General features: G+C 70.9%; 17 protein-coding genes. 9 read left to right on the top strand and 8 right to left on the bottom strand.

From position 1 onward, the window contains the following. Positions 1-133: 133 nt before the first annotated feature. Entirely contained in the window at positions 134-562 is a 429-nt protein-coding gene (locus AB0N84_RS06345; RefSeq protein ID WP_363544455.1) for a hypothetical protein, read from the bottom strand. 123 nt (positions 563-685) lie between these two features. Here AB0N84_RS06345 and AB0N84_RS06350 point away from each other — a divergent pair, with 123 nt between their 5' ends. Together AB0N84_RS06350 and AB0N84_RS06355 are read left to right on the top strand one after the other, a co-directional pair. Further along, positions 686-2155: an APC family permease gene (locus tag AB0N84_RS06350; RefSeq protein WP_363544457.1), complete on the top strand. Its 1470-nt coding sequence runs from the start codon at positions 686-688 to the stop codon at positions 2153-2155. 236 nt (positions 2156-2391) lie between these two features. Continuing rightward, positions 2392-3006 carry a hypothetical protein gene (locus AB0N84_RS06355; RefSeq protein WP_363544459.1) on the top strand — a complete coding sequence of 205 codons (615 nt, stop codon included), beginning with the start codon at positions 2392-2394 and terminating at the stop codon, positions 3004-3006. Here the strand turns inward: AB0N84_RS06355 and AB0N84_RS06360 are convergent. The 3 genes from AB0N84_RS06360 to AB0N84_RS06370 all read right to left on the bottom strand — a co-directional run bounded on the left by AB0N84_RS06360 (position 2966) and on the right by AB0N84_RS06370 (position 4396). Next, positions 2966-3442 (bottom strand): hypothetical protein, encoded by a 477-nt coding sequence (locus tag AB0N84_RS06360; protein ID WP_363544461.1) that lies wholly within the window; start codon positions 3440-3442, stop codon positions 2966-2968. The genes AB0N84_RS06355 and AB0N84_RS06360 overlap by 41 nt on opposite strands. 97 nt (positions 3443-3539) lie before the next feature. Beyond that, the gene (locus AB0N84_RS06365; protein ID WP_220456205.1) at positions 3540-4007 is read right to left on the bottom strand and encodes a DUF6264 family protein; all 468 of its coding nucleotides are present in this window, start codon (positions 4005-4007) and stop codon (positions 3540-3542) included. Further along, entirely contained in the window at positions 4007-4396 is a 390-nt protein-coding gene (locus AB0N84_RS06370) for a hypothetical protein (protein WP_182046342.1), read from the bottom strand. Before AB0N84_RS06370 ends, AB0N84_RS06365 begins: the two co-directional genes overlap by 1 nt. A gap of 117 nt (positions 4397-4513) precedes the next feature. Here AB0N84_RS06370 and AB0N84_RS06375 point away from each other — a divergent pair, with 117 nt between their 5' ends. Further along, positions 4514-4846, top strand: a complete 333-nt coding sequence (locus AB0N84_RS06375; protein ID WP_182046343.1) for a hypothetical protein — start codon at positions 4514-4516, stop codon at positions 4844-4846. 37 nt (positions 4847-4883) lie between these two features. Here the strand turns inward: AB0N84_RS06375 and AB0N84_RS06380 are convergent, their stop codons facing one another. After that, positions 4884-5375 carry a DUF427 domain-containing protein gene (locus tag AB0N84_RS06380; protein ID WP_182046344.1) on the bottom strand — a complete coding sequence of 164 codons (492 nt, stop codon included), beginning with the start codon at positions 5373-5375 and terminating at the stop codon, positions 4884-4886. A 46-nt stretch (positions 5376-5421) separates the two neighbouring features. On the opposite strand from AB0N84_RS06380, the gene AB0N84_RS06385 reads away from it, so the two are divergent. The 3 genes from AB0N84_RS06385 to AB0N84_RS06395 all read left to right on the top strand — a co-directional run bounded on the left by AB0N84_RS06385 (position 5422) and on the right by AB0N84_RS06395 (position 7588). Continuing rightward, positions 5422-6852: an amino acid permease gene (locus AB0N84_RS06385; RefSeq protein ID WP_182046345.1), complete on the top strand. Its 1431-nt coding sequence runs from the start codon at positions 5422-5424 to the stop codon at positions 6850-6852. Positions 6853-6951: 99 nt separating this feature from the next. Then, on the top strand, positions 6952-7278 hold the full coding sequence (locus tag AB0N84_RS06390; RefSeq protein WP_182046346.1) for a hypothetical protein: 327 nt from the start codon (positions 6952-6954) through the stop codon (positions 7276-7278). 49 nt (positions 7279-7327) lie between these two features. Next, positions 7328-7588, top strand: a complete 261-nt coding sequence (locus AB0N84_RS06395) for a hypothetical protein (RefSeq protein ID WP_363544465.1) — start codon at positions 7328-7330, stop codon at positions 7586-7588. Between the two features lie 36 nt (positions 7589-7624). Here AB0N84_RS06395 and AB0N84_RS06400 read toward each other — a convergent pair whose 3' ends face one another. The 3 genes from AB0N84_RS06400 to AB0N84_RS06410 form a co-directional block, all read right to left on the bottom strand. Further along, a complete protein-coding gene (locus AB0N84_RS06400) occupies positions 7625-8176 on the bottom strand; it encodes a hypothetical protein (RefSeq protein WP_363544467.1) in 552 nt (183 codons plus the stop codon). A gap of 308 nt (positions 8177-8484) precedes the next feature. Then, complete coding sequence (locus AB0N84_RS06405; RefSeq protein ID WP_289458728.1) at positions 8485-8790, bottom strand: hypothetical protein; 306 nt, start codon at positions 8788-8790, stop codon at positions 8485-8487. A 56-nt stretch (positions 8791-8846) separates the two neighbouring features. Continuing rightward, positions 8847-9296: a BLUF domain-containing protein gene (locus tag AB0N84_RS06410; RefSeq protein WP_363544469.1), complete on the bottom strand. Its 450-nt coding sequence runs from the start codon at positions 9294-9296 to the stop codon at positions 8847-8849. A gap of 85 nt (positions 9297-9381) precedes the next feature. Here AB0N84_RS06410 and AB0N84_RS06415 point away from each other — a divergent pair, with 85 nt between their 5' ends. From AB0N84_RS06415 to AB0N84_RS06425, 3 genes are all read left to right on the top strand, one after another. Next, positions 9382-12684, top strand: coding sequence for a DEAD/DEAH box helicase (locus AB0N84_RS06415; RefSeq protein WP_363544471.1), 3303 nt, complete (start codon positions 9382-9384; stop codon positions 12682-12684). 74 nt (positions 12685-12758) lie between these two features. Continuing rightward, positions 12759-13001 carry a hypothetical protein gene (locus AB0N84_RS06420; protein WP_289458730.1) on the top strand — a complete coding sequence of 81 codons (243 nt, stop codon included), beginning with the start codon at positions 12759-12761 and terminating at the stop codon, positions 12999-13001. Then, positions 12998-13417, top strand: a complete 420-nt coding sequence (locus AB0N84_RS06425) for a type II toxin-antitoxin system VapC family toxin (RefSeq protein ID WP_289458731.1) — start codon at positions 12998-13000, stop codon at positions 13415-13417. Before AB0N84_RS06420 ends, AB0N84_RS06425 begins: the two co-directional genes overlap by 4 nt. Positions 13418-13423: the final 6 nt, after the last annotated feature.

Genomic DNA, 13423 nt, shown 5'->3' on the forward strand with positions numbered 1-13423 from the left:
GCGTCGTTCGACGAGCGCGATGTCGGACGATGCGCCCGCATCCGGTGCGGACGCACGGAGCGACATCACACGTGTCGATCGACGCGTGGAACGTCGCAAACTCGCCGCCGACGACGAGCGGGACACGGGCCGGTCAGGCGGACTGGACCTCGACGCCCTTCGCGGCGAGTCGGTCGGCCACGTGCGCGGGCAGCGGTGCCGCAGCGTAGACGGTGGCCAGGGCCGGGAGGTCGAGCAGGTCGTCCCAGTTCTGCGGGTCGTACCGGTCGTCGGAGCCGTCCCAGCCGGGGTGCACGTCCTGCAGGACCTCGAGGTCGGTGTCGACGGTCAGCTCGGTCACCAGGGCCAGGTGCGACGGCAGGAGGTCGAGCTCGTCGTAGTACTGGCGCGCGCGGTCGTCCTGGCCCTCGACGTCCAGGTCCTCGCCGGTGTCCTCGTCCTCGTCGGGGGCGTACGGCTCGAGCGCGTCGAGGTCGTAGCAGAGGACGTCGAGCACCAGCAGCTTCGCGTTGAAGTCGGCGAACTCGACGGGTTCCTCGGTGGTGTCGGAATCGTCGTACATGGCTCGGAGCGTAGCCACCGCCCCCTCGGAAGCGCTCGGCGGCCGCGCTACGGGCGTGTTGCGGCACCCCGGGAGGAGTCTGAGGAAGTTGACAGCGAGCCTCGAACCGGGAAAGGGTGACGCATGGCCACCACCAACACGGACCGCCAGCAGCAGGAACAGCCGACGCTCAAGCGCGTGCTCGGCCCCAAGCTGCTGCTGCTCTTCATCGTCGGCGACATCCTCGGCACCGGCGTCTACGCCCTGACCGGGCAGGTCGCGGCCGAGGTCGGCGGAGCAGCGTGGCTCCCCTTCCTCATCGCGTTCGCGGTCGCACTGCTCACCGCGTTCTCGTACCTGGAGCTCGTCACCAAGTACCCGCAGACGGCCGGTGCCGCGCTGTACGTGCACAAGGCGTTCGGCATCCACTTCGTCACGTTCATCGTGACCTTCATCGTGATGTGCTCCGGCATCACGTCGGCGTCCACGGCGTCGCGTGCGTTCGCCGCGAACCTCGGCATCGGGTTCGGGCTCGAACTGCCGAACGCGGTCGTGATGCTCATCGCGATGGGCTTCATGCTCGCGGTGATGGCGGTGAACTTCCGCGGTGTCAGCGAGAGCGTGAAGACGAACGTCGTGCTCACCCTCGTGGAGCTGTCCGGGCTCGTGATGGTCATCCTCATCGGCTTCTGGGCGATCGCGGGCGGCAACGCGGACTTCTCGCGGGTCGTGATGTTCGACACCCCCGAGGACAAGTCGCTGCTGCTGTCGGTGTCCACGGCGACGTCGCTGGCGTTCTTCGCGATGGTCGGCTTCGAGGACTCGGTGAACATGGCCGAGGAGACCAAGGACCCGTCGCGGATCTTCCCGAAGGTGATGCTGACCGGCCTGGGCATCACCGCGGTCATCTACGTGCTCGTGTCGATCTGCGCCGTCGCGATCGTGCCCATCGGCGAGCTCGCGGGCAACGAGACGCCGCTCGTGACCACCGTGCAGACCGCCGCCCCGGACTTCCCGATCGCCGACCTGCTGCCCTTCATCTCGATGTTCGCCGTCGCCAACACCGCGCTGATCAACATGATGATGGCGTCGCGCCTGCTGTACGGCATGAGCAAGCAGGGTGTCCTGCCCGGCTTCCTGTCGCGGGTGTCGCCGACCCGTCGCACCCCGTCGACGGCCATCGTCTTCACGACGGCCATCTCGCTGGTGCTCATCGGCTGGGTCTCGCTCGACCCCGACTCCCCCATCGTCGTCGTCCTCGGCGGCACGACGTCGCTGCTCCTGCTGTCGGTGTTCGCGGTCGTCAACGCCGCGGTGCTCGTGCTCCGTCGCGACCGCGTGGAGCACAAGCACTTCCGCGCCGGGGTCGTGATCCCCGTCATCGGTATCGTGACCTGCGTGTGGCTCGTGGTGCCGTTCTCGTCCGGACGCGACCCGCAGCAGTACCAGATCGCGGGAGCGCTCCTGGCCCTCGGCGTGCTGCTCTGGGTCGTCACGTGGTTCACGCACGGCCGGAAGCAGGCCGAGAAGGCCCCGACCGGGTTGGTCACGGAGCCCACCGCGGTCGTGCACCGGGGCGACGACCGCGAGCCCGGCGACGACCGGACGGTGTGATGGACGCGGTCGACGTCATCTTCGCGATCTCGATCGGGTCGATCGTCGTGATCGCACTGTCGGCGACCGGCCTGTTCCGCCGCCGTCGCGACTGACCGGCGGCGCGACCGCCCGAGGGCGCGACACCCCCGATCGGGCGGGTGCGGTTCCCAGCCGGTGCACCTACGCTCGTCGTGCTCTGCACTCGACGGGCCGCGGCACCACCGCCGGTCCGCCCCGCCCGGAAGGACCCCCGAATGCGCCGCGTCGGCATCACGATCGCCTCGGTGTTCGGCGCCGGCGTGGTCGCGGCCGTCATCGGCGTGGTCGTGGTGGTCGTCATCGCGGTGCACTCGCTCACCGGCGCCGCCCGCGAGGTCACGGCGGCCCCGGCGTGCCCCGAGAAGCCGTCGGTCACGGTCGGCGGCATCGTGGTCCCCGCCGGTCCGGTCGGCGGCTTCTGCCAGGACCGCCTGGTGAACGCCGCCCACATCATCGACGCCGCGCAGGCACTCGGCATCGGCCCGCACACCCAGGCGGTCGGGGTGATGACCGCGATCGGCGAGTCGAGCCTCGTGAACCTCGACCACGGCGACGCCGCCGGACCCGACAGCCGCGGGCTGTTCCAGCAGCGCGACAACGGCGCGTGGGGCACCTACGAGCAGCGGATGGACCCGTACACCGCGGCGACGATGTTCTACACGAAGCTCGTGAAGACCCCGGGCTGGAAGACGATGTCGCCGACCGAGATGGCGCACGCGGTGCAGATCAACGCAGACCCCGACCACTACGCGAAGTTCTGGCCGGAGGCGAAGGCCGTCGTCGAGGGCCTCACCGGGCAGACCGTCCCGGACACGGCACCGCAGGGCTGAGCTCGAGGTCGTCAGGCTCGTCGGGCTCGTCGGCGTCGATCACGCGCGCGCCCCCGGCGTACACGACGACCTGCGCACGCAGCCGCACGGCACGTTCCGCGAAGGCGCGGTCGCACGCCGCGACCCACTCCCGGTCGACGGGGAAGAGCCGGGTGGCGCCGGGGCGTTCCCAGACGAGCACGACCTCCGTCGCCGACTCGTCCACGCAGACCTCGGCCACGAGCGTCGCGAAGTCCTCGACGTGGTCGTCCGGCTGCAGCGGCAGGTCGGACACCGGCAGCAGGAACGGCACCGGGAGCGCCCGTTCGTCGAGGAACAGCACCCAGCACTGCCGTCGGAGCGGCTTCCCGACGACGCCCGTCACGAGGGCGACGACGTCGGCATCGGTGCGGGCGGGTGTGGTGAACAGGTGGTCGAGCACGTCGGTTCCGGTCATGCTCCGAGCTTCGCGCCGAGGCGACGCCCACACAGCACAGCGGCACCCGGTTGTGGACCGACGCCCTCAGAAGGAGAGCTGTGCAGGAGTACGCACGTCAGACACCGTGCTGCACGGCGCTGTCGACGAGCAGCAGGGCACCCGAGAACACGACGACCTGCGCCGCGATGCCGACGAGCGCGACGGGCCACGCCCACCGACGCCGCACCAGTCGCAGCACGCACGCGACCGTCACCGTCACGAAGACGAGGGCCACGACGACCGGCCCCGCGTACACCACGGCACCGCCCAGCCCGACGTCGCAGGCATTGCCCGGGGCCGAGCACGAGTGGAAGGCCATCGACAGGAAGACGATGCCGCCCGCGGCGGCCACCGACTCGACCGCCGACAGCACCAGCAGGACGACCGTCGTGACCACGTCGACGACGTGCCGGCGCCCCTGGAGGGTGTGCCGAGCCTCCCGTCCGATCGTCGGCGACCCCGGGTCGTCCCGCACGGCCGTCCCGACCGCGGTCCGCCGCCCGGACGCGACGTCCGGGTCGTGCGGCGCGGCCGGCCGGACCATCAGCGACGGGCGCCGGCGGAGCCGCGCGTCGACCAGAGGGCGGCCCAGATGAGGAGGGGCTGTCCGAACAGCCGGGCGACGCGCTTCTCGTCAGTGTCGAGGCCGAACGCGCTGCGGCGGTTGACCCACTGCGAGAGGTTGCCCGGGAAGATCACCGTGAAGAACAGCGCCGCGATGCTGCCGACGACCTTCCGCCGGCGGCGCGGCGCGAGCAGGATCGCGCTCCCGAGACCGATCTCCGCCACCCCGGAGGCGAGCACGGTCGTGTCCGTGTCGAGCGGCACGAAGTCCGGGACCTGAGCCCGGAAGTCGCGGCGGGCGAAGGTGAGGTGGCTCGTGCCGGCGAAGACGAGCGCGAGGCCGAGGAGGACACGGACGAAGGTACGCATGCGTCCATCGTGCTCGCTCGCACCGCCGCCGTCCGGCGTGGCGGGTGCCCCGGCTCCCCCGGCAGTCCCCCACGCTGGGACGCGCAGGTGCGCCCGCAGGTCGGTACATTCGGACGCATGGGAACCGTCGCTCGGGACCACGAGCCACCCGCCGCGCTGGCGACGGTCGCCGTCCTGCTCGCCCCGCTGTCGCTCTGGATGGGCATCATCGTCCCCGCCGCGGGCATGGCCCGGCACGTGTTCCTCGGTGCGGTCTTCGGCATCGTCGGCGTGCTGTGCGGCCTGCGGGCGGCCCGCATCGCCGGCCGGCGTCGGGCCGTGCGGGTGTGGGCCTGGGTGGGTCTGGTGCTCGCCGCGATCGGCCTGGTGATGATGGCCTGGCAGCTGCTCACCTTCGCCACCGGCGGCGGCTTCCCGCCGCCGTTCTGGTCGCCCTACGCGCGACGCTGAGCCGGACGGGAGGCGCGGGTCGTGCCCGCCACGGCCCTCACCACCCGAGAGTGCCCGGGCCGCCCTTGAACGGTCCGACCACGCGTGACGTGATCCACCCGCCGTAGAAGTCGCCCTCCTGCGCCTGCACCACCTCGCCGCCGACCTCGCACGAGTCCATCGCCGACGGGTAGATCGCCACCTTGTCGCGGAGGTCCTCGTACCCTGGCTCCGGGGTCGGGTAGTTCCACGCGGCACGGGGTGCGACGACGCCGTCCCCGCCGACGACGTCGAAGTACCGTGCTCGGCCCTTGAACTCGCACATGCTCGACCCGTCCGCCGGTCGGAGCTCGACGCCCGCCATCGGCACGTAGTACACCGGCGGGTGGGAGGTCTCGAGCACGCGGACGGCGTCGGTGGTGTCGACCACGACCGATCCGCCGAGGCGGACGACGACCCGCTCGGGCACGGTCTCGACGGCGGGCGGGCGGGGGTAGTCCCAGACGGACTCCTGGCCGGGTCCGGGTTCGGTCCTCGATGTGGGGCGCATGGGGTCGGGTCTACCACCGCCGCCGCAGGAGGAGCAGAGTGGGCGCGTGACGACGACGACACAGGGCATCTTCCGACGGAAGCCGATCGACACGATCGACGACGGCGCCGAGGGCGAGGGCGGCGAGGGCGGCCTGAAACGGCACCTCGGCCTCTGGCAGCTCACCGCGATCGGCATCGGCGGCATCATCGGCGCCGGCATCTTCACGCTCGCGGGCACCGTGGCGAACGGGGTCGCCGGCCCGGCGGTCCTCATCAGCTTCCTGGTCGCCGGCGTCGCCAGTGCTGCTGCAGCCCTGTCGTACGCCGAGTTCGCCGGGCTCATCCCGAAGGCCGGCAGCGCCTACACGTACGGGTACGCCGTGCTCGGCGAGGTCGTCGGCTGGTTCATCGGCTGGGACCTGCTGCTCGAGTACACCGCGATCGTGGCCGTCGTCGCGATCGGCATCTCCGGGTACGTCGGCTTCCTCGTCGGCCAGTTCGGCATCGACCTGCCCGCCTGGATGCTCGGCGCGCCCGGCACCGGTGACGGTCACGTGGTCGACGTCTTCGCGATCGTGCTCTGCCTGCTCACGGCCTTCGTGCTCACCCGGGGCATCCGCAGCGCCGCCCGTTTCGAACTCGTCGCGGTGGCGATCAAGGTCGCGCTCGTGGTGCTCATCGTCGTGCTCGGGGTGTTCCACATCAACAGCGCCAACTACTCGCCGTACTTCCCGTTCGGGTTCGGCGGCGTGATGACCGGCGCCGCGACCGTGTTCTTCGCCGTGTTCGGCTACGACGCCATGTCCACCGCCGCCGAGGAGTCCACCGACGCCCGGAAGCACATGCCGAAGGCGATCCTGCTGTCGCTCGGCATCGCGATGGTCCTCTACGTGCTGGCAACCCTGGTGCTGACGGGGATGCAGAAGTACACCGACATCGACCCGGCCTCGGGCTTCTCGTCGGCGTTCGCGTCGGTCGGGCTCGGCGGCGTCGCGAACGTCATCGCGATCGGGGCCATCGTCGGCATCGTGACCGTCCTCGTGACCTTCATGCTCGGAGCGTCGCGCGTCTGGTTCTCGATGAGCCGCGACGGCCTCATGCCGGCGTGGTTCGCGAAGACCGACCCGAAGCGCCACGTGCCGACCCGGGTCACGTGGATCCTCGGCATCGCGTCGGCGGTGCTCGCCGGCCTGCTGCCGATCGGCATCGTCGCCGAGCTGACGAACATCGGCATCCTGCTCGCGTTCGTGGTGGTCTGCTCGGCGGTGATCGTGCTGCGCTACCGCCAGCCCGACCTCGACCGGCAGTTCCGGCTGCCCTTCATGCCGGTGGTGCCGATCATCGGGGTGGTCGCGTCGCTGTGGCTCGTGACGTTCCTGCAGTGGGAGACGTGGGTGCGCTTCGCGATCTGGTTCGCGATCGGGCTCGGCGTGTACTTCGGGTACTCGCGGAAGCACAGCAAGCTGGCGACATCCGACGCGTCTCAATCTCGATAGTCCGCAGATCGTCCGCAGGATCAGCGGTCGGCGTGGACCCCGACCTGTGTCCCCCCGCCTGTGCCCCGTATGCGGCGAACCGTCAGTGAGTGTCCAGTGGTGCTCGGAGCAGCTGAAGCATCCACGCTCGTGTGCTCCGCCTGCGGCCTCGAGGGCGACACTGCCGCGCTGTTGCAGGAGCGAGACCTCGCCGACCTCCTGCAGGACTTGCGCTCCGAGGAAGTCGCGGAGCCGGCCAAGGGCAGACGAAGAAGCAGGCCGCCCGGAATGATGCAGATCACCCCGCAGACCCTGAACCGCTCCATCCAGCAGGTCGGGCTGAAGACCCACACGGCCGATGGAGCGGTGTACGTGAACGCTGACCAGCGGCGGAACATCTGGCGTAGGAAGTGGATGAGGAACGCGAACCAGCAGCGCGGCACGTGAGCGCTCAACACGCATCGTAGGCTGCCTTCAGTCGCTGAAGGAGGGCTTGATGGACCACAAGACGGTCGACGAGCGAGACACGGAATGGGAAACGGCCACCCCACGCTTGCGAGCGTTCTTCTGGACCAAGGGGCGAACCCACTTGGACTGCGAGGAGATCTCCGGCGCGACCATCAGCGAAGCGTCGTCATGGGCGCGCGGGGAAGCAGCACGCCGGGGCGCCGCTCTGGACCTCGCCATCCTGTCCACCGACAAGGCAGGCGCTCCCGGGCTCATCTGGCTGACAGACGACGGCGGTGCGGACGCTTAGGAGCATCCGCACCGCTGTCGCGACCAGTCGCTCTGATCAGGGTACGTCGGTGACGTGCCGCGGCCCGTTCGTCGACGAGACAGCAGGTGCGTCAGCCGGATCGAGCGTCCCAGTTGCGATGTACCAACCGTTCGCCCGGTAGCCGTCCTGGCCCAGCTGCGGAATGTAGGTCGTCACCTGCGTTCCGTCCGTCTTGAACGTCTTGGTCGTGTCGGTGGTGCGGACCTTCTTGTACTTCGTGTACGGCGACTCCGTGGATGACCACGAAAGGAGCCCCTGCACGCGAACAGACACAGTCGGCTCACAGCCGCAGGTCCCCTTGCACGAGGCCCTGATCTTGGCAATGACTCCGTTTGAACCGTCCGAGTAGTGGGCGCTGTTGGTCTGCACCGTACAGGTGATCTTCGACGCTGCAGCGGCCCGGGCGGTCGACGAACTACCGGCAGAAGATGCCGGCGCATCGAACGTCACGGACTGCGGCTCACTCCAGGTGTCCTCAGGACTCGCTGCATTCGCGACCGTGGTTCCGCCCATCAGCAGAACGGCGGTCATCGCGATGGCGAGCGCCATCGACTGCTTGAGCTTCATGTTGCCCCCTTCTCGCTTGGCCCCTCCAAGCAAGACGCAGTCAAGCGGAGAACGGGCCACAAGAGTCGAGGTCGGTACTCGACCGTGACCTCCTGTGCCCCTACACAGGAGACATTCGATCTCTGGGGTAGTGAAAAGGTGTTGCACCTCAAGCGAAGACGTTCGTGGCACCGCATGCCGACCTGAGGTGGCGGACCTGCGTGTGCTGCGCCGAGTCGCGAGGACCCCTCAGGCCGAGACGCCCATGCGCGTGTACTACGGGTACTCCCACAAGGGCAGCAAGCTGGCGGCGCCGCAGGGCTGGGCGGCTACTCCGCGACGACCCACACGTGCTGCGCCTCCCACCCGTCGGGCACGGAGTCGCGGTAGGCCGCGAGCGCCGCCGTGTAGTTCGGGCCGGACGCCTCGTGCTCCCGCGTGGCCGTCGACCGCGCCGTGGCCCGGATCGTGGTCTCCCCCGTGGCCTTGCTCTCGACGGCGTTCGTCTGCGTCAGCGCGAACCCGTCGAGGTCGAGCGCGGCGACCGCCGCCTCCTTCGCCGCGACCACCGAGGTGGCGTACCCCTCGGCCTCGCGCGTCTCGGTCGAGCGGATCGTGCCTCGCAGTGTCGTCACCGGACCAGTATGACCGGCCCGGGTCTCCAGGCAGGGCCCGTCCGCACCGGACCCGCTCAGGCGTCGCGCCGGTGCTTGCCCTTCGACGCCGTCGGGTCCGCCATCGGGTGGTTCCGGAACCAGCGGAGCAACTCCCGCGGACGGCTGGCGTCGGCGCTGTGGTCACCATGGTCGAGGAACGTGCTGAAGCCCTCCGGCACCGCGACGCCGTCCGACTCACGGTCGTACGCCATCGACCACTCCGGGAATCGCCGCGTGTGGATCGACTCCTCGACGAGCAGTCGGACCTCGTCGTGCCGGGGGTCCTCGACGATCCGTGAGTAGGTCGCCATCACCGCGTCGTACGGGCCCTCGAGCAGCTGCATGAAGCGGCCGCCGCGGTGCACGAGCATCCCGGACAGGCCGTCCTCGGTGTTCCGGACGCGCGCGTGCTCGAGCACCGCCTCGAGTGCGTCCTCGTCGAACGGCTCGGTGGCGGAACTCATGTACACCAGTGACTGCAGCACGTTACGATCCTGCCCCTTCCCGGCCGTGCGCGACGCCCCCAGATGACGGGCCGTGCCTGTCGGTCCCACCTGGCACGATGGGTCCGTGCCCGCCGCCCCGATGATCGACGCCGTCGACGTCATCCGCTTCGTCGGCCCGCAGACCTTCGGTCGGGCCCGTGACGTCGTCCGCGCGGGTCTGGTCGAGGACGCCACATGGCACGACGACGACGGGACGGTCACGGCGTCCGTGTCCGGTTCCGCCGACGAGCCGTACGAGCTCCGCGTCGAGACGACGGCCGCCCGCGGCGAGTTCGTCCGCCCGGTCCGCAGCACCTGCTCCTGTCCCCTCGGGGGCGACTGCAAGCACGTCGCCGCCGCGCTCCTCACCGTCAACGCCCGCGCCCTCGCGGCCGCTGCCGGTCCCCGCACGAGCGCCCCGGTGAGCGCACCGGCAGCCCCGGACTGGAGGCACGACCTCGCCCGCCTCGCCGGTGACGACGACCGGGTGGTCACCCCGCAGGGCACCCCCATCGGCCTCCAGTTCGAGTTGCGGGACGCGGTCCCCGCCGCGCTCGCCTCGCGCGCACGGGCGGCCGGCCGCACGCTGCCGACCCGCTCGCGGAGCGTCCGGCTCGGCGTCCGCCCCGTCACGCGCAGCGCCGCCGGCAACTGGGTGCGCGGGCAGCTCACCTGGGGCACGCTCCCCTACTCGATGAACCGGCTCGGCATCGCGCCGGAGCAGCACGCCTGGTTCCTGCAGTTCTCGGCGCTGCACCGGGCCGGACAGCTCGCCGGGCTGCCGGGCGAGAGCGACTGGGTGCACCTCGACGACTTCGGCAGTCCGCTGCTCTGGCCGCTGCTGCAGCAGGCACCGGGGCTCGGCATCGCGTTCGTCACGGGCAAGCGTGACGGCGGGGCCGTCCTCGGCGCCGAGGCCCGCGTGCTCCTCGACGCTGCCCGCCACGACGGTGCGCTCGTCATCGGTGCGAGCGCGGTCGTCGACGGCCGCCCCGTCCCCGAGGGCGCCGCTCGGACGATCGGAGACCACGGGGTCTACGCCTTCCGCGAGAGCCCCGAGTTCCACGTCACGCTGGCCCCGACGCCGTCGCCCGTCCCCGAGGACCAGCGTCGGATGCTCGTCGAGGGCTCCCGCATCACCGTCCCGAGCGAGGCCGTCGACGAGTTCCTGGCGGACTGGTCGCCGCGCCTCCGCGGGGCGCTGGGGCTGGTCAGCTCCGACGGGTCGGTCGAGCTGCCCGAGCGCACCCCGCCCGAGCTCGTGCTCACGGTGACGTTCGAGCCCGCACGGGCCCCGCGCACCGACGACCGCGTGCACCTGCAGTGGCGCTGGCACGTCGACGGCCGGAAGGACCCGGTCGCCCTGCACGGTCCGCTGCCCGACCTGTCCGCGCTGCACGCCGCCGACGAGACCGAGTCGTCCGGGCCCGGCGGCGGCCTGGCCTGGTTCGAGGACGGCACCGTCGAGGACGCCGACGCCGCCGTCTTCGTGAACGAGCTCCTGCCGGCCCTGCCCGGACTCGGTGTCCGCACCGTCGTGCAGGGTGAGCCGACCGAACACGAACGGCTCAGCGGTCGACCGCACATCCGCGTCACGACGATGCCGTCCACCAAGCACGACTGGTTCGACCTCGGCATCTTCGTCACGGTCAATGGTCGGCAGCTCCCCTTCACGCCGCTGCTCCGGGCGCTCGCGAAGCGCGACCGGCGGATGAAGCTCGTCGACGGCTCCTACCTGTCGCTCGCCGACCCGGCGTTCGACCGGCTCAAGGAGGTCATCGAGGAGGCCCGCGAGCTCGACGAGTGGGAGCCCGACCAGCCGCTCACCGTGACCCCGCTGCAGGCCGGCATCTGGTCGGAGTTCGACCAGCTCGCCGACGAGTCCGAGCACGACGACCGGTGGCAGCGGATCGCGGCTGGCCTGCTCGACGCCACGCCCCCCGGCGACGTCCCCGTTCCCGACACCGTGCACGCGGAGCTGCGGCCGTACCAGCACGCCGGGTACGCGTGGCTGCGGTTCCTGCGCGAGCACGGCATCGGTGGGGTGCTCGCCGACGACATGGGCCTCGGCAAGACGCTGCAGGTGCTCGCGATGGTCGCCGCCGCCCGCGCCTCCGAACCGGACGGCGCACCGTTCCTCGTGGTCGCCCCGACCTCGGTCGTCGGCAACTGGGCGGACGAGGCGGCACGCTTCACCCCGTCGCTGCGCGTGACGACGATCACGGCGACCTCGCTGAAGGACCACGCCCGGATCGCCCGCGCGGCCGCGGCCTCGGACGTCGTCGTGACGTCGTACGCACTCCTCCGGCTCGACGCGACCGAGTACTCCGAGCTGCCGTGGTCGGCCCTCGTGCTCGACGAGGCGCAGTTCGTGAAGAACCCGCAGTCGCAGACGCACCGGGCCGCGGTCGACCTGCCCGCGCCGGTGAAGTTCGCGATCACCGGCACCCCGCTCGAGAACGGCCTCACCGACCTCTGGGCGCTGTTCCACGTCGTCGCTCCCGGGCTGCTGTCCTCGTGGTCGCGGTTCGGCGACGACTACGTCAAGCCGCTCGGCTCGCCGGACCTGCGGGGCCAGGCCCGCGCGGAGCTCACCGCCCGGCTCCGTCGGCGGATCCGACCGCTCATGCTCCGGCGGACGAAGGAGAGCGTCGCCGCGGACCTCCCGCCGAAGCAGGAGCAGGTCGTCCGCGTGACGCTCGACCCGGCGCACCGCGCGCTGTACGAGCGGACGCTGAACCGGGAGCGCCTCAAGGTCCTCGACCTCATCGACGACCTCGCCCGGAACCGGATGATCGTCTTCCGGTCGCTCACCCTGCTGCGCATGCTCGCCCTGTCCCCGGCACTCGTGCAGGACGCCACCGAGCCCGGCGACCCGGTCCCCTCGGCCAAGCTCGACCTGCTGCTCGACGAACTCGAGCAGCTCGCCGCCGAGGGCCGACGGGCGCTCGTCTTCAGCCAGTTCACGACGTTCCTGCGCATGGTCGCCGACGCCCTCGACGCCCGCGGGATCGGCTACGAGTACCTCGACGGGTCGACCCGGAAGCGCCCGCAGGTCATCGACCGCTTCCGCACCGGCACGGCGCCGGCGTTCCTCATCTCGCTCAAGGCCGGCGGCTTCGGCCTGACCCTCACCGAGGCCGACACCGTGTTCGTGCTCGACCCGTGGTGGAACCCCGCCGCCGAGTCCCAGGCGGTGGACCGGACGCACCGCATCGGCCAGACCCGCTCCGTGAACGTGCAGCGCTTCATCGCGGAGGACACGATCGAGGAGAAGGTCCTGGCCCTGGCCGCGAAGAAGGCCGAGCTGTTCGCCACGATGATCGACGACGACGCCCTGTTCGCCGACGACCTGACCGCCGAGGACATCCGCTCCCTGCTCGCCTGACGCCCGGTCCGGCTCTGCGCATGCGACATACGAACGCCTTGGTCGCCGGCCGCGGACCTCGGTACCGTCGCGCCATGCTCGTCGAACCGATCCTGAACGTCGTCACGCCGCCCGTCGACCCGCGCCACGGCCTGAGCGCGGACCCGCCGATCGCCCTCCGCCGGTCGGGCGTCATCGGACACGACCCAGCTCGTGGCGTCTCCGTCTTCCGACTCCCCAACGGCAACGAAGTCCTGCTCGGCGGTTCCTCCGGTGGGAGCCGTGGCACCTGGTCCCACGGGCCGGAGGGCGATCGCACCGACGAGCCGGCGGCGTGATCGTCCTCGACGCGAACGTCGTCATCGCCCTCCTCGACGAGGACGACGGTTCGCACGAGCGGGCTCGCGACCTGATCGACGACCACGAGTGGGACGAGTTCTGCACCTCCGCTCTGACGCTCGGCGAGATGCTCGTGCGGCCCGCCGAGCGCGGCCACGCAGACCGTGAGCACGGGGCCGTCGAACGGCTCGGCGTCACCGTCCTCCCGGTCACGAGCAGTACCGCCGTCGCGGCTGCACGGGTTCGAGCCGGGCGGCGGCTGCAGATGCCCGACGCGATCATCCTCGCGACGGCACGCGCCGCGGGCGGGCAGCTCGCGACGTTCGACCGGAAGCTGCGTCGCATCGCCCGGTCCGAGGGGGTCGTCATCGCCGAGCTGTACGACGACGGCGGGCCCGGACCGTTCCCGGTCTGAGCCCGC

This window comes from Curtobacterium sp. NPDC089185 (assembly GCF_040685235.1).
Classification (GTDB): Bacteria; Actinomycetota; Actinomycetes; order Actinomycetales; family Microbacteriaceae; genus Curtobacterium; species Curtobacterium citri.